This window comes from Acidovorax sp. LjRoot38 (genome assembly GCF_964252975.1).
Taxonomy (GTDB): Bacteria; Pseudomonadota; Gammaproteobacteria; order Burkholderiales; family Burkholderiaceae_C; genus Acidovorax; species Acidovorax facilis.
Genome location: NZ_CAXUPT020000019.1, coordinates 57,246 through 77,324, shown reverse-complemented (window position 1 = coordinate 77,324; position 20,079 = coordinate 57,246). Strand labels below are relative to the sequence as shown.

At 66.0% G+C, this 20,079-nt stretch carries 20 protein-coding genes; 5 read left to right on the top strand and 15 right to left on the bottom strand.

The features are described 5' to 3' along the window. Positions 1-174: 174 nt before the first annotated feature. A complete protein-coding gene (locus ACSQ22_RS23990; protein ID WP_121421217.1) occupies positions 175-930 on the bottom strand; it encodes a Crp/Fnr family transcriptional regulator in 756 nt (251 codons plus the stop codon). Between the two features lie 126 nt (positions 931-1,056). Here ACSQ22_RS23990 and ACSQ22_RS23985 point away from each other — a divergent pair, with 126 nt between their 5' ends. Beyond that, complete coding sequence (locus tag ACSQ22_RS23985; RefSeq protein WP_121508511.1) at positions 1,057-1,455, top strand: BLUF domain-containing protein; 399 nt, start codon at positions 1,057-1,059, stop codon at positions 1,453-1,455. A gap of 36 nt (positions 1,456-1,491) precedes the next feature. On the opposite strand, the gene fabF is transcribed toward ACSQ22_RS23985, so the two are convergent. Beyond that, on the bottom strand, positions 1,492-2,766 hold the full coding sequence (gene fabF / locus ACSQ22_RS23980; protein ID WP_436131761.1) for a beta-ketoacyl-ACP synthase II: 1,275 nt from the start codon (positions 2,764-2,766) through the stop codon (positions 1,492-1,494). A 229-nt stretch (positions 2,767-2,995) separates the two neighbouring features. Between fabF and ACSQ22_RS23975 the strand changes: the two genes are divergently transcribed. After that, complete coding sequence (locus tag ACSQ22_RS23975) at positions 2,996-3,604, top strand: TetR/AcrR family transcriptional regulator (protein WP_436131759.1); 609 nt, start codon at positions 2,996-2,998, stop codon at positions 3,602-3,604. A gap of 125 nt (positions 3,605-3,729) precedes the next feature. On the opposite strand, the gene ACSQ22_RS23970 is transcribed toward ACSQ22_RS23975, so the two are convergent. Continuing rightward, positions 3,730-4,107 (bottom strand): DUF2917 domain-containing protein, encoded by a 378-nt coding sequence (locus ACSQ22_RS23970; RefSeq protein ID WP_436131758.1) that lies wholly within the window; start codon positions 4,105-4,107, stop codon positions 3,730-3,732. 105 nt (positions 4,108-4,212) lie between these two features. After that, the gene (locus tag ACSQ22_RS23965; protein ID WP_395456352.1) at positions 4,213-4,752 is read right to left on the bottom strand and encodes a DUF2917 domain-containing protein; all 540 of its coding nucleotides are present in this window, start codon (positions 4,750-4,752) and stop codon (positions 4,213-4,215) included. A gap of 132 nt (positions 4,753-4,884) precedes the next feature. Here ACSQ22_RS23965 and ACSQ22_RS23960 point away from each other — a divergent pair, with 132 nt between their 5' ends. Continuing rightward, positions 4,885-5,886, top strand: a complete 1,002-nt coding sequence (locus tag ACSQ22_RS23960) for a LysR substrate-binding domain-containing protein (RefSeq protein ID WP_121421221.1) — start codon at positions 4,885-4,887, stop codon at positions 5,884-5,886. 95 nt (positions 5,887-5,981) lie between these two features. Here ACSQ22_RS23960 and tyrS read toward each other — a convergent pair whose 3' ends face one another. After that, the gene (gene tyrS, locus ACSQ22_RS23955; protein ID WP_436131757.1) at positions 5,982-7,214 is read right to left on the bottom strand and encodes a tyrosine--tRNA ligase; all 1,233 of its coding nucleotides are present in this window, start codon (positions 7,212-7,214) and stop codon (positions 5,982-5,984) included. 205 nt (positions 7,215-7,419) lie between these two features. Between tyrS and ACSQ22_RS23950 the strand changes: the two genes are divergently transcribed. Both ACSQ22_RS23950 and ACSQ22_RS23945 read left to right on the top strand, forming a co-directional pair. Next, positions 7,420-8,781 (top strand): peptidoglycan DD-metalloendopeptidase family protein, encoded by a 1,362-nt coding sequence (locus ACSQ22_RS23950; protein ID WP_436131756.1) that lies wholly within the window; start codon positions 7,420-7,422, stop codon positions 8,779-8,781. A gap of 198 nt (positions 8,782-8,979) precedes the next feature. Continuing rightward, positions 8,980-10,095, top strand: coding sequence for an anhydro-N-acetylmuramic acid kinase (locus tag ACSQ22_RS23945; protein WP_436131755.1), 1,116 nt, complete (start codon positions 8,980-8,982; stop codon positions 10,093-10,095). An 81-nt stretch (positions 10,096-10,176) separates the two neighbouring features. Here ACSQ22_RS23945 and erpA read toward each other — a convergent pair whose 3' ends face one another. The 10 genes from erpA to trbE all read right to left on the bottom strand — a co-directional run bounded on the left by erpA (position 10,177) and on the right by trbE (position 20,079). After that, positions 10,177-10,542: an iron-sulfur cluster insertion protein ErpA gene (gene erpA / locus ACSQ22_RS23940; protein ID WP_008907234.1), complete on the bottom strand. Its 366-nt coding sequence runs from the start codon at positions 10,540-10,542 to the stop codon at positions 10,177-10,179. Positions 10,543-10,602: 60 nt separating this feature from the next. Next, on the bottom strand, positions 10,603-11,001 hold the full coding sequence (locus ACSQ22_RS23935; protein WP_055394679.1) for a bactofilin family protein: 399 nt from the start codon (positions 10,999-11,001) through the stop codon (positions 10,603-10,605). Between the two features lie 206 nt (positions 11,002-11,207). Next, entirely contained in the window at positions 11,208-11,918 is a 711-nt protein-coding gene (locus ACSQ22_RS23930) for a DUF6776 family protein (protein ID WP_436131754.1), read from the bottom strand. A 323-nt stretch (positions 11,919-12,241) separates the two neighbouring features. After that, entirely contained in the window at positions 12,242-12,487 is a 246-nt protein-coding gene (locus ACSQ22_RS23925) for a DUF2274 domain-containing protein (protein ID WP_296336625.1), read from the bottom strand. Beyond that, entirely contained in the window at positions 12,484-13,746 is a 1,263-nt protein-coding gene (locus tag ACSQ22_RS23920) for a TrbI/VirB10 family protein (protein WP_008905756.1), read from the bottom strand. The genes ACSQ22_RS23925 and ACSQ22_RS23920 overlap by 4 nt, the downstream gene beginning before the upstream one ends. A 2-nt stretch (positions 13,747-13,748) precedes the next feature. Beyond that, positions 13,749-14,762, bottom strand: coding sequence for a P-type conjugative transfer protein TrbG (gene trbG / locus ACSQ22_RS23915; RefSeq protein WP_008905755.1), 1,014 nt, complete (start codon positions 14,760-14,762; stop codon positions 13,749-13,751). After that, a complete protein-coding gene (gene trbF / locus ACSQ22_RS23910) occupies positions 14,759-15,463 on the bottom strand; it encodes a conjugal transfer protein TrbF (protein WP_008905754.1) in 705 nt (234 codons plus the stop codon). The genes trbG and trbF overlap by 4 nt, the downstream gene beginning before the upstream one ends. 18 nt (positions 15,464-15,481) lie before the next feature. Beyond that, a complete protein-coding gene (trbL, locus tag ACSQ22_RS23905; protein ID WP_008905753.1) occupies positions 15,482-16,846 on the bottom strand; it encodes a P-type conjugative transfer protein TrbL in 1,365 nt (454 codons plus the stop codon). A 9-nt stretch (positions 16,847-16,855) separates the two neighbouring features. Then, positions 16,856-17,611: a P-type conjugative transfer protein TrbJ gene (gene trbJ, locus ACSQ22_RS23900; RefSeq protein ID WP_008905752.1), complete on the bottom strand. Its 756-nt coding sequence runs from the start codon at positions 17,609-17,611 to the stop codon at positions 16,856-16,858. Then, entirely contained in the window at positions 17,608-20,079 is a 2,472-nt protein-coding gene (gene trbE, locus ACSQ22_RS23895) for a conjugal transfer protein TrbE (RefSeq protein ID WP_008905751.1), read from the bottom strand. Before trbE ends, trbJ begins: the two co-directional genes overlap by 4 nt.

Below are 20,079 nucleotides of genomic sequence, written 5' to 3'. Positions count from 1 at the left end.
AGGTCATGAAAGAGGAGATGGGTGGGCGCTGCAAAAGCCCGGCGCGCGGGCATGGCGTGGATTATCGGCTGCAGCCCGCTGGGCGCAAAAAGCTATTAAAACAGTAGCTATTTGCGGTTATCTATCAGGCGCTAGAGGCCATTTCTCTCAGATTTCTGCCGCAGCAGACAGCGTTTACAGCAGCGGCATCAGCCGGGGCGGCGTGTCGTAGTACTCGGCGATGCGCGCAAGAGCCCGGGTGTTGAGCAGGCGCAGGCGGCCGTTCTTCAGCTCGTGCAGGCCCAGCAGCGACAGGCGCCGCAGCGTCTTGTTGGTGTGCACCAGCGACAGCCCCAGGGCGTCGGCAATGTGCTGCTGGTTGAGCGGGAACGCCACTGTGCCGTCCTCCACCAGCCCGATGCGGTCAAGCCGTCGGTACAGGTGCATGAGCAGCATGGCCACGCGCTCGGTGGCGTTGCGGCGGCCGGCGGTAAGCAGGTTGTCGTCCACATGGCCTTCTTCGTGGGCCGACAGCCAGGTGATGTCGTAGCCCAGGCGCGGGTGCTCGCGAAACAGCGCCCACAGGCTGTCGTTCTGGAACACACACAGCGAACAATCGGTCAGCGCCTCGATGCCATGGGTGGAGACATCGCCAAACTCCTGCTGCAGGCCCACCAGGTCGCCAGGCAGCAAAAAATTGAGGATCTGGCGGCGCCCGTCGCTCATGGTCTTGTAGCGAAAGGCCCAGCCCGAATACAGCGTGAACAGCTTGGCGTTGGTCTGGTTTTCGCGCACCAGCGCGCCGCCTGCTTCCACGGCCAGGCTGTCGGTGCGAAAGCCTTCAATGAAGTCCAGCACCTCGGGCTTCACGGCGGTGAAGGCGCCGGTCTTGCGCAATCTGCAATCGTGGCACGTTGGGGGGCAGACATGGGCGGGCAGGGTGGCGTTCATGGTGGCGCAATTCTCATCGATTCACATTTGGCGACAGCACCACAACGCGCCGGGTGGCGCAGCAGTTACATCTATGTCTTTTGACATTGTGCAACCGCCGTGTGCCCCCTACATTGGGCCTCACTTATGAACGTATCCCCCGCCCTTTACGAGGTCCTCTACGTGAGCACCCTCGCCCCCGAGCAACCGCTGAGCGTGGTGGCCGAGATTGCCGGGCGAGCGCGCCAGGTCAACGCGGAGCTGGACGTGACGGGATTGCTGATTTTTGACGGCCAGCGTTTTTGCCAGCAGCTCGAAGGTCCGCAGAAGGCGGTGCTCAAACTCATCGAACGCATCCGCAACGACCCCCGCCATGTCAACGTCGAGGTGCTGCACCACGGCCCGCTGGCGGGCCGGCGTTTTCAACACTTCAGTCTGGCATTCAGCACCGTGGAAGACGAGGATGCACTCGCCCGCATGGAGAAATTGGATGGGGAAGCAGCCCTGGCCGCCTTCGAAGCCGTGCGGGGCGAACTCGTCCACTGAGATCGCTCCCCCACAGCACGGGGCAGGCACCAGACATCAAGCGGCGACGGGCCAGCGCCGCAGGACCAGCGTGGCGTTCACGCCGCCAAAACCAAACCCGTTGAGCATGGCGTGGGAGAGCGCCATGGGCCGGGGGCGCAACGCCACCAGGTCCAGCCCCTCGGCCAACGCATCGGGCGTGTGCAGGTTCAGCGTGCCCGGCACCACCTGGTCGCGCAGCGCCAGCGTCGTGAAGATGGCGGCCACCGCGCCCGCCGCCCCCAGCAGATGGCCCGTGGCCGACTTGGTAGAGCTGATGGCCACCTGTGACCCCGCGCCAAACACACGGCGAATGGCCGCCAGCTCGCCCCGGTCACCCACGCCGGTGGACGTGGCGTGGGCGTTCAGATGCTGCACGTCCTGCGCCGTGAGGCCTGCCTGCGCCAGCGCTGCCAGCATGCTGCGCGCTGCGCCGTCACCGTCTTCGGGGCCGGAGGTGATGTGGTACGCGTCGGCCGACGTGCCGTAGCCCACCAGCTCGGCCAGCGGCGTGGCGCCGCGCGCGATGGCATGGTCCAGCGCCTCGATCACCAGCATGCCCGCGCCCTCGCCCATCACAAAGCCGTCGCGCTGCGCATCGAAGGGGCGCGATGCCTGCTCGGGGGTGTCATTGAACGCCGTGCCGAGCGCCTTGGCCGCCGCAAAGCCGCCCAGGCTCACGCGGTCAATGGCCGCCTCGCTACCGCCGCACAGGGCCACATCGGCCTCGCCGCTGCGGATCAGGCGCGCGGCATCGCCAATCGCCTGCACGCTGGCGGCGCACGCGGTGACCGGCGCTCCCAGCGGCCCCTTGAGGCCATGGCGAATCGACACCTGCCCTGCGGCCAGATTGACGAGGAAGGAGGGCACCGTGAACGGCGACAGGCGCTGCGGGCCGCGCGTGTCGGTGGTGCGCACCGCCTCGGCAATCGCGCCAAAGCCGCCAATGCCCGAAGCGATCACCGTGGCCGTGCGCTCGCGCGCACGCTCATCAACAGGCGGCCAGCCGGCCTGCGCCAGCGCCTGCTGCGCCGCGCCCAGCGCAAAGGGGATGAAGCGGTCCATCTTGCGCTGGTCCTTGGACGAGACGACGGCGTCCACATCCCAGCCGCCTTCGGGGTCTTGCGCCACATCCGGCACCTGCCCCGCCACCTTGGCGGCAATGCCGTCCGTGACCGCGTCCGGCAGGCGTGAGAGGCCCGAGCGCCCGGCCAGCAGGCGCTGCCAGACCAGTTCCACGCCGCAGCCCAGCGGCGACACCAGGCCCATGCCCGTGACCACAACGCGCCGCATCAGGCCACCGCCTTGTCGCGGCACACACCACTCCACACCTGGGCACCACGGCCGCCAGGGATCATTTTTTTCATGCATTCACCTCATCAGACAAATTGGGCGCAGCACCAAGAACCGGTTCTGGGACGCTGCAGCGACGCGCGGAAAGGGCACGCGCCTTTATGATTGCAACCATCATCATAAAGGCACAACCGCTTTTTGCGTACGCTCGCAATCAATAAGAGGCTCCATGAAGGTTTCCAAAGCACAGGCCGCAGAGAACCGGCAGGGCATCCTGGACGCAGCCTCCCGCCTGTACCGCGAGCGGGGGCTGACCGGCGTGGGCGTGGCCGACATCACGCGCGATGCCGGGCTCACCCATGGCGGGCTGTACCGGCATTTCGCCTCCAAGGACGCGCTGGTGCAGGAGGCGTGTGCGCGGGCGTTTGACTGGTCGATGACCCCGCTGGAAGGCGCCACACCCCACACCACCGTGGGCGAGCGCATCCAGCGCTACCTCTCGCCCCAGCACCGCGACGCGCCGGGCACCGGCTGCCCCGTCGCCGCGCTGGCGGTGGACGCCGCGCGGGCGGGCGGTGGGCTGTCGGAAGTGTTTGCCGAGGGCATCGAGCGCAACATCCAGCGGTTTGCCCAGTTGTTGGTCGACAGCAGTGCCGGGGCGGGTAGCGCCCCCATACCGCCACAAGACCGAGCACGCGCCATGCAAGTCCTGGCCACGATGGTCGGCGGGCTGGTGCTGGCCCGAGCCACCGCTGCGGCGCAGCCCGCGTTGTCGGACGAGCTGCTGACGACGCTACAGACCCAGCTGATCGGGCTGTTGGGGGAAGGCCCGCGCTGACGGCCTGGTGCTTGTCCCATTCGCTATCAAAAAAAGAGCTGCTGCCGCTTGATGGACAAGCGCCAGCAGCTCTTTTGACTCTAACTCCACGCCCAAACCGAGGCGACCGAGCGCCTCAGATCAGGTCAGGCGCAGCAGGCATCGCCCCAGGCGGGAGCCCCGTTGCCAACGGACGCACGGCGCCACCAGGATGCGGGGCGGGCACTGGCGGCATCGCCATCGCCCCAGCGGTACTGCAGACGGCGGCCGTTCAGCGGCTCGACCACCACAGACTGGCCCGCGGCCACAGGCAGCGACTGCCCAGCGCACAGGAACAGGTCGCTGCTGTCGCCCAGGCCCTTGCCCAGCGTGACCCAGGCCTGGCCTTCGGCAATGCGCAAAGTCATTGCAACCTTGGGTGCCAGCGTGACAGCAGCGCCCGCTGCCACGTTGCCGGTGCTACCAGCGACCGCGCCCAGCGCGCGGGAAGATGCAAACAGATGAAGAGCGTGAGAGGTTGTCATGGTATTCTCCGGGTAAACCCTAATAAGACCGTATGGTGCGCGGCTTGCAGAACAACGTCCAATGAAAAGCACGGCACCTATTGATGCTTTTCCTGCATATACGCTTCAAGCGGGCTTGCGCTGTAGCGGTGCTGCTATCCGATGCAGAGCAAACCGGGCCAGACCGGCGGCAAACCGGCCGCCTGCACCCGTCACATCGGCCAGCGCCGCACCCAGGGCGCGCCCGCCTTGGCCCAGTGCCTGCACCAGGTCGCGCAGCGGCTGCACCACGCCACATTCCCAGTCGCGGGCGGCCAGGCTGGCGGGCTGCGCCGTGGCGGGTGCCACCACGCTGTCCCAACGGAAAGCCACGGCCTCAGCGTGGCCCCGGGGGTTCCAGGCTTCCATCACCACATGCTGGCCCGGCGCAATGGTCAATTGCTCCCCAGCCCGCAGCACATGATCGGCCGCCGCACCCGGCAAATCCGCCAAAGACCCGCTCAGGGTGAGCCAGACCTGCCCCTGCGCAATCTGCAATACACCATGGGTGTGCGGCCGCAGTGACAAGGCCCGGCCTGTGGCCAGTTTCCAGCAACCGGCCGCACGACGGCCAGCCAGGGCGGCGTGGACGGATTGTTGCGATTCCAGAACGTTGCGGGGGGACATGACAGGCTCCTTGGCTTCAGTAAAACGTGTTGAGGAGCCTGAATGGTGCGCCTTCCACCGTACACAGTCCAATGAAAACGCGGTACGCTATTCATTCCGTCAACGCATGAATCGCCCTCCAGGACACCTGCCATGGCCTCTGCCGAATATTCCCCCGCCGTCCTTCGCACCCGCCCCGTGGCCACCGGGCACTGGCGCGCCTTTCTCGCTGTGGCCAAACACCTGAACTTCCGCGCCGCCGCCGACGAACTGGCGCTCACCCAGTCGGCCGTAAGCCGCCAGATCCAGGCGCTGGAGGAAGAAGTGGGCGTGCCCCTGTTTCTGCGCCACACCCGCGCGGTGGAGCTGACCAGCGCGGGCGCGCAGTTGCAGCGTGCCGTGGGCCCGGCGCTGGAGCGCATGGACGCGGCCGTGCGACTGGTGCGCCAGACGGCCGGGCGCCGCAGCGTGGCCATCACCACCTGGGCCAGCTTTGCATCGATGTGGCTGATCCCGCGCATGGAGGAGTTCCAGCGCGACAACCCGGGCATCGACATCCGCATTGATGCGAGCGACGTGCAGGTCGATCTGGAAACCTCGGACGTGGACCTGGCCCTGCGCTACGCCATGCCCGCCGGCGCCACGCAAGGCGGCATCCGCCTGTTTGGCGAGCAACTGGCCGTGGTGGCCAGCCCCTGGCTGCTCAAAAGCGGCAAACCGCTGCGCACGCCGGCCGACGTGGCGCAGTTCACCCTGATCGAGGCAGGCGACGCCCATCGCACGCACTACCTGGAGTACCTGAGCTGGCGCCGCTGGTTCGACACGCGCGACCTGACCAAGCTGCAACCCCAGCGTTGGCTGTACTTCAACTACGCCCACCAGATCGTGCAGGCCGCGCTGGCCGGCCAGGGCCTGGCACTGGCGCGCATGCCGCTGATTGCCGATGCGCTGGCCGCTGGCGACCTGGTGGAGGTGCTGCCCGGCCACCGCATCGACTCGCCGCTGGCCTATTGGCTCATGGTGGGGCCACGCAGCGCGCAGCGGCCGGAGATCAAGGCCTTCTGCGCCTGGCTGCAGGTGCAGGCCGAGGCCACCCGCCAGGCAATTGGCGATGTGCCCGATCCGGATTTGAACGACAACCTGGACGGGGCCTGATGAAGAAAGCGCTGAGCCTTGCGGCTTCAGCGCTTCAATTTTTATAGCTGCCAGCGCTTATTCGACAAGCGCTGACAGCCAATCTGACTTAAAAATCAGGACAAAGTCACTCTTGCGAACTTGCGCTTGCCCACCTGCACCACGTAGGTGCCCGCAGCCAGCTTCAAGCCCTTGTCGCTGACCACGCTGCCATCCACACGCACGCCGCCGCCGTCGATGAGGCGGTTGGCCTCACTGCCCGAGGGCGCCAGGTTGGCCTGCTTGAGCAGCGCTCCAATGCCCAGCGGTGCGCCGGACAGGCTAAGTTCGGGGATGTCATCCGGCACGCCGCCCTTGCTGCGGTTGATGAAATCCTGCTCGGCCGCATCGGCCGCAGCCGCGCTGTGGAAGCGCGTGGTGATCTCCTTGGCCAGCATCACCTTGGCATCCTTGGGGTTGCGCCCGCCCTCCACCTCGGCCTTGAGTACGGCGATCTCGGCCAGGCTCTTGAACGACAACAGCGTGTACCAGTCCCACATCAGGGTGTCGCTGATGGACAGCACCTTGGCGAACATGGTGTTGGCGTCTTCGGTAATGCCGATGTAGTTGTTCTTGGACTTGGACATCTTGTCCACGCCATCGAGACCCACCAGCAGCGGCATGGTGAGCACACACTGCGGCTCCTGGCCATATTCCTGCTGCAGATGGCGCCCCATGAGCAGGTTGAACTTCTGGTCCGTGCCACCCAGCTCCAGATCGCTTTTCAGGGCCACCGAGTCGTAGCCCTGCATCAGCGGGTACAGAAACTCGTGCACCGCAATGGACTGGCCGGTGGTGAAGCGCTTGTGGAAATCGTCACGCTCCATCATGCGCGCCACGGTATAGCGGGAAGCCAGCTGGATCATGCCGCTAGCACCCAGGGGTTCGCTCCACTCGCTGTTGTAGCGAATCTCGGTCTTGGCCGGGTCCAGCACCATGCTGGCCTGCTTGTAATAGGTCTCGGCGTTCACCTTGATCTGCTCGGGCGTGAGCGGCGGGCGCGTGCTGTTGCGGCCCGAGGGGTCGCCGATCAGGCTGGTGAAGTCCCCGATCAGGAAAATCACCTGGTGGCCCAGATCTTGCAATTGCCGCATCTTGTTCAGCACCACCGTGTGGCCGATGTGGATGTCGGGAGCCGTGGGATCGAGCCCGAGTTTGATGCGCAGCGGCTGGCCTGTGGCCTCCGAGCGCGCCAGCTTCTTGACCCATTCGTCCTGCGGCAGCAGCTCTTGCACGCCACGCAGGGAGATTTCGAGGGCCTGTCTTACACCATCAGAGACCGGGGTTGTTGTAACAGCAGATTGATTCATAAGGGTTTTTTGGGATGTCTAGACAGCATGCACCGCTATACTTCAGCCCACATTGCTTGAGGCGGATTCTAGTGGGACCGCTGTTTCGACCTGTTTTTGACCATTCTGTCGAACGGCTGCAGCCTGACAGTCTGTGCTCCATGCCTTGCCCCGCGCCAGCGCCGGGGAAGTGTCACGGATTCACTCTCACCCTGGGGATAGACCATTGATTCACGGCTTGACCACCGCCAGCTCGGCTTTGCTTGACCGGCTGTCCCGCACGATCCAACAACATCCCAAACGCATCACCACCGCCGTCGCAGCCATCCTGCTGACGGGTGGTGGCGGCGCATTCGCTGTGGCGTCCTTTGCGCCGGACCCGGCCGAGCTGCCGGTGCGCATGGTGAGCTACCCCGTTGAATCGCTGGCAGAAAACCTCGTGCTGGGCGAGCTGGAAGCCCCGGGCTTTTCGCTGTTCCGCTCCGAGCAGGTGCGCTCCAGCGACACCCCCGAGTCGCTGCTGCAGCGCATGGGCGTGGCCGACCCGGCCGCCGCTGCATTCATGCGTGGTGACACTCCTGTGCGACAAAATGTGCTGGGCCGCACCGGCCGGATCGTGTCGGCAGAAACCACCGACGACCACCGCCTGATTCGCCTGACGGTGCGCTGGGTGCCGGACGACAGTGGTAACTTCCGCCGCCTGATCGTCGAGCGCACGGGCGACAACAAGTTTGCGACGCGCATCGAAACCGCCAAGATGACGACCAACAGTCGGCTGGCGGGCGGCATCATCCACAGCTCGCTGTTTGCCGCCACCGATGCGTCCAACATCCCCGACGCCGTGGCCGTGCAGATGGCCGAGCTGTTCTCGGGCAACATTGACTTTCGCCGCTCCCTGCGTAAGGGCGACCGCTTCTCGGTGGTGTACGAAACGCTGGAAGCCGATGGCGAGCCCCTGTCCAGTGGCCGCGTTCTGAGCGCCGAGTTCGTGAATAACGGCAAGACCCATGAGGCCGTCTGGTTCCAGGAACCCGGTGCGGCCAAGGGCGCCTACTACACGCTGGACGGCGAAAGCATGCGCCGCGCGTACCTCACATCCCCGGTGGAGTTCTCGCGCGTGACCAGCGGCTTCAAGATGCGCCTGCACCCCATCCTGAAGACCTGGCGCGCCCACCTGGGCACCGACTTCGCCGCGCCCACCGGCACCGCAGTGCGCACCGTGGGCGATGGCGTGGTGGAGTTTGCAGGCGTGCAGAACGGTTTTGGCAATGTGGTCTTCGTCAAGCACCGCAATCAGCACGTCACCGTGTATGCTCACCTGAGCCGCATCGACGTGCGCCAGGGACAGTCGGTCGAACAAGGCCAGACCCTGGGCGCCGTGGGCGCCACAGGCTGGGCCACCGGCCCGCACCTGCACTTTGAGTTCCGCGTCAACGGCGTACACCAGGATCCGCAGACCATCGTGGCCCAGAGCGAGGCCGCAGCGCCAGTCTCAGCGGCTTCGCGCCCTGCGTTTGACCGCCTGGCTGCCAACATGCGCATCCAGCTGTCGGCCGCTGCACGGATCGAGCAAGCCAGCGCAGAGTGAAGTGAAGCCCCCCCTGAGTCGCTTCGCGCCTTCCCCCCACGGGGGGACGCCGCCAGCGCACGCAAGCGAAGCGCCGCATACGCGGCGCGGCGGCCCTTGCGCGGCAGCCACAGGCCTTAGCCGCGCCGCTTGCCTGGGCTTTGAGGCCCCTGGACCTGAGGCTCTTCCGTCCACGCCTTCACAGTCCACACGGCTCCTGTGAGTGCATCCGAGCTGTACATCGGCCTGATGTCGGGCACCTCGCTCGATGGCATCGACGGGGTGCTGGCCGATTTTTCCGGCTCGCACTGCGTGGTCACCCACCATGCCAGCGCGCCCTTCGCGCCCGAACTGCGGGCCGAACTGATGGCCCTCAACACCTCGGGCATTGACGAACTGCACCGCGCCGCGCTGGCGGGCAACGCCTTGTCACAGGCGTATGCGCAGGTGGTGCAGACGCTGCTCGAACAGAGCGGCCTGGCTGGCTCTTCCATCCGCGCCATCGGCGCCCACGGGCAGACGGTGCGCCACCGCCCCCAGGAATTTGATGGCACGGGCTACACCCTGCAGCTGGGCAACCCAGCCCTGCTGGCGGAGCGCACCGGCATCACCGTGGTGGCCGATTTCCGCAGCCGTGACGTGGCGGCAGGTGGACAGGGTGCACCCCTGGTGCCAGCGTTTCACCAGGGGGTTTTTGGCCGCGCGGGTGAAACCGTGCTGGTGCTCAACATCGGCGGCATCTCCAACCTCAGCGTGCTGGGCGCCGACGGCAGTGTGCTGGGCTTTGACTGCGGCCCCGGCAACGCGCTGATGGACTACTGGTGCCAACGGCACACCGGCCAGGCTTTCGACGCAGGAGGCGCGTGGGCTGCCAGCGGAAAGGTGCTGCCGGAGTTGCTGGCATCGCTGCTGGACGAACCCTTTTTGCACAAGCCACCCCCCAAGAGCACGGGGCGCGATCTGTTCAACCCCGCATGGCTCGCACACCACCTGCAACCTTTCGAAAAAGCGAACCCGGTCGATGTACAAGCCACTTTGACTGAATACACCGCCAGCGCTTGCTCAATTAGCGCCAATAGCTATAAAAATAATGGCGAAATCATGGCCGTGTGCGGCGGTGGCGCACTCAATGCCCATTTGATGGCACGGCTGCAGGCAGCCTGCCCTGGCGTGCAGGTCACCGCCACCGATACCCTGGGCCTGCCCGCATTGCAGGTGGAGGCGGCGGCCTTTGCCTGGCTGGCACGGCAGGCGCTGCACGGACGGCCCGGGAACCTGGCCAGTGTGACCGGCGCTGCGGGAGCCCGTGTGCTGGGCGCTGTTTACCCAGCCTGAAAAAACAAAAGCCGCCCATGCGGGCGGCTACGTGGTCAGGTACAGAGCGGTGTGCACCACCTGACCCCTACCCTCTCCGTGTCAGGCAGAGAAGCTTGAGCCACAGCCGCAGGTGGTTGTGGCATTGGGGTTCTTGATAACGAACTGAGCCCCTTGCAGGTCTTCCTTGTAGTCGATCTCGGCGCCGACAAGGTATTGGTAGCTCATGGCATCGATCAACAGCGACACACCGTTCTTCGTCATGGTGGTGTCGTCTTCATTGGTGATTTCATCAAAGGTGAAGCCGTACTGAAAACCCGAGCAACCGCCACCTTGCACAAAAACGCGCAGTTTCAGGTCAGGGTTGCCCTCTTCGGCAATCAGGTCCGCCACCTTGGCCGCCGCGCTGTCCGTAAACAGGATGGGGGCAGGCATTTCGGTCTGGATGTTTTCGGCAACAGCGCTCATGGGGTACTCCGGGTTCAAAGTTTGCGGTGAATAGTACTGCAGTCTTCTCGGGAATTCAGTTCACTGCCCGTTTGACGCTAACTTCAGTGGGGGCTTTTCCTCCACCAGCACAGCCACCGGGCACATCTGCCCGGCAATCACGGCGCCCTGGTGCATCTCCAGCGCCTTGTAGTGCACATTGCCGGTGATCTTCGCCTTGGGCTGCAGCTCCAGCAGTTCGGCAGCGTGCACAGGCCCCACCACCTGGCCATTGACGATCACATGGTCGGCATGCACCGCCCCCTCCACGCGCGCCGTCTCGGAAATCACCAGGATGCTGGGCTGCTCCGAACCCGCACGGATGTCCCCCACCACCTCGCCATCAATGCGCATGCCTTCGGCAAAGTGCACATCTCCCTCGATCCGGGTGCCCTGGGCGATCAGGCTTTTGATCGGTGGCTGCTTCTTGCGGGAAAACATGGGTGAAAACTCCTCAATGCGCATGCTCCAACCCGGAGCATACAAACGGAAAACGACGGGGCAGAAAGCCCACGGAAAACGGCTACGGCGCGAAGCCCCGCACACATCACCCCTGCCTGCCACAACGACCGGCGCAGGGCTGCATGGGGCCTTGCAGCAGGCTGGATGAGGCTCCCCGGAGGGGCCTTCCCAACCCTGCCGCCGGACTAGTCGATGGTCATCGCCTGCACGGCGCGAACCGCAGAGCCCTCCAGCACGCGCGCGGTCACGGTTTTTACCACGGCGCTGGGGGGCAGATCGAGCACACCCTCAATGCGCCGGTACTGCTTGACCTGCAGCGGCTGTCCCTGGGCTGGCTGGGTCTGGGTCCAGGGCTTGCCATCCTGGGTGCCCGTCAGCACCAGTTCCAGCCGGCCATTGAATTCGGGGGCATTGCGCGTCGCCTGGATCACCAGTACCTGCCAGCGCAGCTGCATTCCCCCCAGCACCTCGGCCTGCAGACTACGGATCGTCAGCCCTTCGGCCTTTGCGGCGGGAATCAGCTTTTCAAAGAACCCCAGGTCTTCGCGCAGCGTGCGGTTGTCGGTCTCCAGCTGCCGAACCTGCGCCATCAGGCTTTCCTTGGCAGCCCGCTCGGCCACCAGAAGACTCTCCGCCGTATGGGCTACCGTCTGTTGCTCTTGCCCCTCAGCCCGCAGGCGATCCACTTCCGCCCGCAATTGCAGGAGTTCGTCACGGGAGACGGTATCCAGCCCTGCGATGGACTTTCCAAACTCAAAGGCCCAGAGGGCTACTGCCGCACAGAAACCAAAAACCACGGCCAGGGCCAGCCAGCGAAGGGGCCAGGGCAAGGCACTGCGGATGGCCACCCTCGGGGCGCTGATCGTCAGTCGGCGGCGCAGAAGGCGAAGGCGCATGGTGAGAAGGGGTGAAACATCAGGATGGCTCGGAGAAAAGAGCGCACCTTAAACGAAAAATGTCCGTCGTCAAGCCTTTGATGCAGACTTGTAGCGGCGCAAAAAGTCTTATGGGTCAATAGGTTAGATCAGATACTGGCCGCCGTGTGCTCTTGCCTCCTTTTGAGCTAGGTGCCACATGGGCGCCTTGCGGTGGCAAACGCAGGGGCATCGCAGCGGGCAAGATCGCATCGTCATCGTAGTTCCGGCCTGCCGACATCCACGTCCACAAGCGAAAGCGCAGCCCGTGGGCTGCGCTTTCGTCGGGTCCGAGGGCCGGGTCATCAGGGCTGTTTCGGCGGTGCGGTCTTGGCCGTCGTTCGTTTTCTGAATCCTCGATCCCCTGCCATGAACGCCTCCAGCATGTGAGGAATCAGTGTGGCCGCGTCCACCGCCTCGCCATACGCCTGCGCGTGCAGTGTGGCGTAGCGGTCGAGGTCGTTCTTGAGGCCGACCGGGCAGGCGAAGGTCAGCTTCGTGACCTCTTGGCGGGGCAGCGGCCCCAGGCGCAGCTTCCTGGCAGTGCTCATCGTATTGCCCCCCGGTTGAAGAACAAAGGCTGGTACGGGCGCAGCACCAGATCGCGGTTCACGATGATCCGCACCGGCAGGCCTGGCCGCTCGGTCAGCGTCGGCTGGATGTTCATGTTGCGTCGGGTGATCTCCTGTCCGATCTGGTTGATGCTGTCCTGTGCGCTGTCGCGCCCGGCAATCACGATGCGGTTGCCATCCTGCCGGTTCTCCGGCGCAGCCAGCTCGGCACCGACGCCCAGGAGCGTCGTCAGCACCGCGCCCGCAAAGATACGACCCCAATGCCAGTCCACACCATCCTCCAGCCCGGCGTAGCCGGCAGGATCGGTGCCCACGAGGTTGTCGAGCGTCAGCGAGGACGTGTCAGGCAGGATGATCCGTTTCCACACGACTTGAACCCGGCTCTGCCCGTAGCTCACCTGGCTGTTGTAGCGGCCCAGGATGCGAGCCCCCTGCGGGATCAGCAGGAATTTGCCTGTGGCCGAGTCATAGACCGGCTCCGTCACCGTGGCGATCACATCGCCCGGCAGGTCGGACTTGATGCCCGTCATCAGCGCGCCCGCGATCACCGTTCCGGCCATCACCTGGTACGGCGAGGACGGCATTTGCAGATTCCCGGAATTCCAGGTTTCCGTAGAGCCGCCTTTCAGGAACGCCTCTTTCTGGTCCTGCCGGTTCTGCGCGGCAGTCGGGTCCGTGGGCTGGGCCGCCGTCGAGGCCGGTCCAGCGGCGAGCGGATCGAAGGCCGCCAAGGCGGATGCCGGGCCTGCCGTGGCGGCCTGCACGGGCGCAGCGGCTTTCTGTCCGCCCGAGCGGAAGAACACCGACGAACCCGCAGCCGCATCGGCCTCCTTGCGCAGAGCGTCGGCCGGGTCGTGGCCCGGCGGTGCATAGGCTGGCGTCACCGGCTGCTGTGATTGCACGATGGCCGGCCCGAGATCGCCCGGCAGCGGAGGCCCCAGCTCCGGCACCTTCGCAGGCAGTTTCGAGTAGTCGGCGGGCAAGCCGTCCAGCCCTTCGGACTTCGAGACGCGATCCACGTTGTAAAGCTCGGTCTGCTCGCCCGCGCCGCGCCGGTGCGGCTGCAATGACCAGATCGTGGCGCCAAGCACAGCGGCCGACAGGCCGCCGGCAAGGATGGCCAGCGTGCGCCGGTTCAGACGCGTGATCGGGCGCGGCTGCGCGCGCAGCGCCACCGCCTCGGGCGCGACCTTGCCCGCCGAGGGCGCGGCAAGGCCGGAGGTGTCGTCCTGGCTCATGATCAGTTCCTCCGCGTCACGCCCACTACGCCATCCGTGCGCTCGATCCGCACCACGTCGCCCTTGTCACCGCCCAGGCGCAGTTCGGCCGCGCCGAACAGCCGATCCACGATGTAGTACGGCGAGCGAAAACGGTAGTTCACCAGCTGCCCGTCGCCTTGTGCGCCGATCACGAACAGCGGCGGCAGTTCGCCTTGGGCGATGCCAGCGGGGAACTGGATATAGACCTTCTCGCCATCGTCGAAGGCCCGCAGTGGTTTCCACGGCGGATTGCTGCCCGACACCGCGTAGCGGAAGCGGATCTTCTCCAGCGACAAGCCGGTATCGACGGGCGCGGCGGCACTGGCCGCCTGCGCCTGGCGCTGGAGCGCCAGCATCTTGTCCTTCGGATACTCCCAGGACACAGACGCCATCCACGCCTTCTCTGTCGAGGTCAGCTCCAGCAGGTAGGTGCGCCGGCTGGTCGTGATGACCAGATTGGTCTTGAGGCCGGAGCGGATCGGCTTGACCATCACGTTGACGCGTAGCGCATCGCCGCTGCCGCTGGACGTATCCCCCACGATCCAGCGCACCGTGTCACCCGCCGCCATTGTGACCAGTTCCTCGCCCGGTTGCAGCGACACTACCGTCACGCGGCCCACGGCCGCATAGACTTGGTACAGCGCGCCGTCGCTGTAGGGCCAGACCTGGATCGCGTTCACGTAGCCCTCGCGCGTCGGCGCGACGCGCGCCTCGGCATTGGCGCGCGAGACGCGCACCTTCTCGTCAGCCGGCTCCGGCACGGCCGGGGCCGCATCCACCTTGGACAACGGCTTCAACTGCGCCGGCAGGGCCAGCGGCTCGGGCACCGTGACCACCTCTACCGGCGCGGGCGGCTCCGGCAGCGGCTGCGCCTGCACAGGCTCATCGAGAGCGATCACCGGCGGCGGCTTGCCCTGTGTGGCGCAGCCCACGAACAGGACAGCCGATGCCAGCAGGATCACCGGCAATACGGATTTACGGAAAACTGCATTCATGGCTTTGCTCCTTCGTTTCCTTCCAGTTCGCGGCTCCACGACAACCCGTTGACGTAGATGCCCAGGGGGTTCTTGCGCAGGCGCTGTTCGGTGCGCGGCGTCTGTTGCACGATGGACATCACGGCATTCCACCGTTCGGTGCGGTCCAGCGCGCCGTTGACGAAGCGCGTCTCCGTCCAGCGCACGTTGAACGACGTGTCGCTCGCGCGGGTCACGCTCGTGATCTGCACCGTCACCGACTCCTTGCCGATGCGCGCGAACGGGTCATTGACCCGCGCGTACTCGTTGAGCACCACGGCGCCCTTGTCCGTGGCGTAGTCGTAGGCATCCAGCCAGCTCTGCCGCACGACGATGGGGTCTATGGACAGCGAGCGCACCAGGCCAATGAAGCGGCCCAGGTGGTACGCGATCTGCGCATCGCTGGGCCGGTACGGCGTGGCGGCTTCGCCGACGGCGCGCACCTGGCCCGCGTTGTCCACCTCGATGACGTAGGGCGTAACGATGGACTGTGCCGAGCGCCACAGCAGCCCGCCGGCCATCAGCAGCGCCAGCAGCAGGCAACCGAAGGCCATCAGCCGCCAGTTCCTGGCCTGCACACGCGGCGAGCCGATGCGCTCGTCCCAGACCTGGCCGGCGGCTTGGTACGGCGTGGCAGGCTGCGGCGTGTCGGCATAGCGCACCTGCGGTCGTTTGAATCGCATGGGAGTTCTCCTTGAAGATCAAGAATCGGAATCACGCAGGCTCGGGCCTTGCCCCGAACCGCCGCCATCGCCCCCGCGCAGCGTGTGCGCGGCGGTCGTCGCAGCGTGGGTGAGCTGCTGCCTGCGGTGCAGGCGCTTGGCCCAGGCGGGTTGCTCCTGCTTGTTCATGTCGGCAGCGCCAGCGGGTGCAGCCCCGCCAGCGGTGCCCGTGTCGGCGCTAGTACCGTCCCATCCGGCACTGAAGGCGGTGGTCATCTTTTGTGCAGCGGCGGAAGCGCCGGACGCGACGCGCCGCCCGGCGGCCTGCGCTCCAGACTTGGCGACGTTGCCCATGCCGACCATTGCGCCCCTGACCCCGCCACCCGCAGCGGCGGAGCCGGCCTGGAATGCCGACTTGGCGCCGCTGGCCGCCGCCGTGGCTGCACGTGCGCCACTGCCGGCCAACGTGGCGGCCGCCGGCGCCATGCGCGCCCCAGCAGCTACCGCTCTGCCCGCGCTCATGGCGGCAGCGCCCACGGCGACACCTGCACCCGCCGCGCCCAGTGCCGCGCCGGCCATTGCACCCGCGCCCAACTGCGGCGCCCCCGACACCAGCCCCGTGGCGATCCCTGGCCCGAAGATGCCCAGCGCCAGCAGCGCGAGCGAGGCCAGCATCACGACCAGCGCATGGTCGATGGACGGCTCGGCGGGGTGCACCGTGAACTCGGCGAACAGCCCCGTGCCAATGCCTACGATCACCGCCAGCACCAGGACCTTGATGCCCGAGGCCACCACGTTGCCCAGCACCTTCTCGGCCAGGAACGCGGTCTTGTTCCAGAGCGCGAACGGCACCAGCACGAAGCCCGCCAGCGTGGTCAGCTTGAACTCGATCAGTGTCACGAAGAGCTGCACCGCCAGCACGAAGAAGCACAGGATGACGATCAGCCAGGCGATGAACAGCACCACGATAGGCGCGATATGGGCGAACACCTCGGGGAAGCCGGCCATCTCGCCGATCTGCGTGAGGATCGGCGCTGCGGCATCGATGCCCGTCTTCGCCAACCGCCCCGGTTGCAGAAAGCTGCCCATGCTCAGGCCGGAGCCGCTGGCTTGTAGACCCAGGCCAGCGAAGGACCGGAACACGATCCCCGCCAGCGTGTTGAAGTTGCCGATGATGTAGGCGAAGGCGCCCACGTAGAGCACCTTGCGGATCAGCTTGGCGATCACGTCCTCGCCCTGACCCGTGGCATGCCCCATCGCCCAGAACAGGCCCGCGATGGTCATGTCGATGACGATCAGCGTGGCGGTCAGGAACGCCACCTCGCCGTGCAGCAACCCGAAACCCGAGTCGATGTAGCGCGAGAACGTGTCGAGGAAGCGGTCGATGACCGTCACGTCGTTCATGGCGGCGCGTCAGTTGCCGTAGAAGTTCACGGTCTGGGGCGTGTACGGCGTGCCGCTACCCAGGAAGCGCCGCGTCACTTCGCGCCCGCGCTCGGTAGCAGCCGCCTGCCGCGCCAGTTCCAGCGAGGCGGCGCGGTCCTGCGTGATCTGAAGGCGCTGCGACTGGATCGATTGCTTGGCCTGCAAGGCCAGCAACTGGTTCATGGCCTGCATCGCCTGCAGCGCGCCAACCGCCGACTGGCTCTGGCCCACCAGATCGGCCAGCACGCTTTCGTCTTCGCCCAGGTTCTGCGAAGCCTGGGCCTGCATCTGCATGGTGGTCTGCAGGCCGTTGAGGGTGTTCTTCCAGCGCTCCTGCGTATCGCGGTACATCTGGTCGCCACTCACGGTGGCTGCGTACTGCTCGGGGTACAGGCGCGCGAACTCCCGATCGAGGTTCGCCACGTCGTAGGCCAGGCCCCTGGCCTGGGCGATCAGCCTTTGGGTGGTCGCCAGATTGCTGCGCAGCTGGCTGACCACGTTGAACGGCAGGCTCGCCAGGTTGCGCGCCTGGTTGATGAGCATCTGCGCCTCGTTCTGCAACTGCCGGACTTGGTTGTTGATCTGCTCCAGCGTGCGCACAGCGGTCAGCGTGTTTTGGACATAGTTGGTGGGATCAAACACGATCCGGCCACCGCCGAGGAAGGCATGGGCAGGCTGCACAGCGCCGAAGGCCAGCGTGCAAGCCATGGCCAGGGCAGCGAGTTTGGGGGCATGAAGCTTCATGGCAGGTTCTCCTGTAGGGGATCAGTGAAACGAGAGGGAACTGGCGCGAGGCCGGGGAACGAGGACAGCAGGTCGGCCGCCCAATCAAGGCCGCGATGGCGCAGCCATGCACCGGCGAAGCCGGACACGCCAGCCTGCGGCAGCACGCGGCCAAGAACCTCATCGATGGCGCGCTGGTCCTGCGGCATGGACGCACCCGCGAAGGCGAGCATGGCCGGCCCCAAGTCGAGGTCGAACAGCCGGTTGCCAAGACGGGATTGGTAGTAGTAGTCGCGCTTGGGCTGCGCGGTGGAGATGATTTCGATCTGCCGCCTGTTGAGGCCGAAGCCTTCGTAGATCGTGCGGATCTGCGGCTCGGCCGCCTGCGGGTTCGGCAGGAAGATGCGGCTGGCGCAGCTCTCGATGATGGCTGGCGCGATGGCCGAGTCCTTCACGTCCGCGAGCGACTGCGTGGCGAAGATGATGGAGACGTTCTTCTTGCGCAGCGTCTTGAGCCACTGGCGGATGCGAGCGGCGAACACCGGGTCATCGAGGAACAGCCAGGACTCGTCGAGGATCAGCAGCGTTGGCGCCCCATCCAGCCGTTCCTCGAAGCGCGCGAACAGGTAGCGCAGCACGGCCATCACTGCGGCACGGCTGCCCATCAGTTCCTCCATCTCGAAAGCCTGCACGTCGGCACTGCCCAGCCGGTCGAGGTCGGCGTCCAGCAGCTTGCCGTGGGCGCCGCCGAGCACGTAGGGCGCGAGTGCCTGGCGCAGCGCATTCGATTGCAGCAGCACCGACAGGCCGGTCATCGTGCGCTGCTCAAGGGGCGCTCCGGCCAGACTGCCGAGGGCAGACCAGACCGCTTCGCGTTCGGGCGGTCCGACCGCCACGCCTTCGTGTACCAGCCGCCCTTCGATCCACTCGGCAGCCCACGTGCGCCAGCCTTCGCGGTCGATCCGGGCCAGCGGTTGGAACGCGATGCCGCCATCCGGCCCCAGGTCGTAATGCTCGCCACCCAGGCCCAAGATGGTGGCGCGGATCGAGCGGCCCATGTCGAAGGCGAAGATGCGCGAGCCGGGGTAACGGCGGAATTGCAAGGCCATCGCCGCCAGCAGCACCGACTTGCCCATGCCGATCGGCCCCACGACCAACGTGTTGCCCACGTCGCCGATGTGCGTGACCAGGCGAAAAGGCGTCGATCCGTCGGTGCGGGTAACGATCAGGGGCGGGCCGTCCAGATGGCGGTTGCGTTCCTGGCCCGCCCACACGGCGGACACCGGCATCATGTGCGCCAGGTTCAGCGTCGAGACAATGGGCTGGCGGACATTGGCGTAGGCGTTGCCAGGGATCGAGGACAGCCACGCATCCACGGCATTGAGCGTTTCGGGAATGGTCACGAAGCCCCGGCCCTGGATGACGCGCTCCACCATGCGCAGCTTCTCGTTGGCCAAGGCCGGGTCGGCATCGAGCACCGTCACCGTGGCGGTGAGGTAGCCGAAGGCGACTTGATCGCCGCCCAGCTCCTGCAAGGCGGTATCGGCGTCGGCCGCCTTGTTGCTGGCGTCAGTGTCGACCAGCGGGCTTTCCTGCTGGAAGATGGTTTCACGCAGCAGCGCCACCACGTTCTTGCGCTTGGCAAACCATTGGCGGCGCAGGCGGACAAGTTCTTTTTCCGCATCGGCTTTGTCCAAGCAGAGAAAGCGCGTACTCCAGCGGTAGCCAAAGCCGAGGCGGTTGAGGTCGTCCAGAATCCCCGGCCAGGTCGCGGTCGGGAACCCCCGCACCGTGGCCACGCGCAGGTGCTGGTCGCCCAGCATCGGCGCCAGGCCGCCGATGAGCGCGGAATCGGTCAGCAGCGCGTCGATATGGAACGGCACCTCGGGCACGCCCACGCGGTAGCGCCGCGTCGAGATGGTCGAATGCATGTAGGTCAGCGTCTGGCCGTCATCCAGCCATGCGATCTCCGGCATCACGTCATCGAGCAGGTCGAAGATGCGATCAGTTTCAGCAGTGAAGGCGGCAAGGCGTTCGCGCCAGTCCACGCCCTCGGCCGGACGGTTCTCGTACAGCAGACCGGCGGCACGGGCACGCGATTCCTCGGGTGGCAGATACACCAGTGTCAGGTGGTAGCTGCTCTCGTAGTGGTTGCCCGAGTCTTCGAAGGCGGCGCGGCGCTCCTCGTCCACCAGCCAGGACAGCGGCTCGGGGAACTCGGAATGCGGATAGTCAGCAGCAGGCCGCCGCTCGGCCTCTACGAACAGCGCCCAGCCAGAGCCCAACCGCCGCAGCGCGTTATTGAGCCGCGCCGAGGTGGCGATCAGTTCGCCCTGCGTGGCGCTGTCGAGGTCGGGGCCACGAAAGCGCGCCGTGCGCTGGAAACTGCCGTCCTTGTTCAGCACGACGCCCGGTGCCACCAGTCCGGCCCATGGCAGCCAGTCGGCCAGCAAGGCGGGCCGCTGACGGTATTCGGCAAGGTTCAGCAT

Coding starts and splice junctions, on each gene's coding strand:
- ACSQ22_RS23990 (WP_121421217.1), bottom strand. CDS start 930: ATGAACGCCACCCTGCCCGCCCATGTCTGCCCCCCAACGTGCCACGAT.
- ACSQ22_RS23985 (WP_121508511.1), top strand. CDS start 1,057: ATGAACGTATCCCCCGCCCTTTACGAGGTCCTCTACGTGAGCACCCTC.
- fabF (WP_436131761.1), bottom strand. CDS start 2,766: ATGCGGCGCGTTGTGGTCACGGGCATGGGCCTGGTGTCGCCGCTGGGC.
- ACSQ22_RS23975 (WP_436131759.1), top strand. CDS start 2,996: ATGAAGGTTTCCAAAGCACAGGCCGCAGAGAACCGGCAGGGCATCCTG.
- ACSQ22_RS23970 (WP_436131758.1), bottom strand. CDS start 4,107: ATGACAACCTCTCACGCTCTTCATCTGTTTGCATCTTCCCGCGCGCTG.
- ACSQ22_RS23965 (WP_395456352.1), bottom strand. CDS start 4,752: ATGTCCCCCCGCAACGTTCTGGAATCGCAACAATCCGTCCACGCCGCC.
- ACSQ22_RS23960 (WP_121421221.1), top strand. CDS start 4,885: ATGGCCTCTGCCGAATATTCCCCCGCCGTCCTTCGCACCCGCCCCGTG.
- tyrS (WP_436131757.1), bottom strand. CDS start 7,214: ATGAATCAATCTGCTGTTACAACAACCCCGGTCTCTGATGGTGTAAGA.
- erpA (WP_008907234.1), bottom strand. CDS start 10,542: ATGAGCGCTGTTGCCGAAAACATCCAGACCGAAATGCCTGCCCCCATC.
- ACSQ22_RS23935 (WP_055394679.1), bottom strand. CDS start 11,001: ATGTTTTCCCGCAAGAAGCAGCCACCGATCAAAAGCCTGATCGCCCAG.
- ACSQ22_RS23930 (WP_436131754.1), bottom strand. CDS start 11,918: ATGCGCCTTCGCCTTCTGCGCCGCCGACTGACGATCAGCGCCCCGAGG.
- ACSQ22_RS23925 (WP_296336625.1), bottom strand. CDS start 12,487: ATGAGCACTGCCAGGAAGCTGCGCCTGGGGCCGCTGCCCCGCCAAGAG.
- ACSQ22_RS23920 (WP_008905756.1), bottom strand. CDS start 13,746: ATGAGCCAGGACGACACCTCCGGCCTTGCCGCGCCCTCGGCGGGCAAG.
- trbG (WP_008905755.1), bottom strand. CDS start 14,762: ATGAATGCAGTTTTCCGTAAATCCGTATTGCCGGTGATCCTGCTGGCA.
- trbF (WP_008905754.1), bottom strand. CDS start 15,463: ATGCGATTCAAACGACCGCAGGTGCGCTATGCCGACACGCCGCAGCCT.
- trbL (WP_008905753.1), bottom strand. CDS start 16,846: ATGAACGACGTGACGGTCATCGACCGCTTCCTCGACACGTTCTCGCGC.
- trbJ (WP_008905752.1), bottom strand. CDS start 17,611: ATGAAGCTTCATGCCCCCAAACTCGCTGCCCTGGCCATGGCTTGCACG.
- trbE (WP_008905751.1), bottom strand. CDS start 20,079: ATGCTGAACCTTGCCGAATACCGTCAGCGGCCCGCCTTGCTGGCCGAC.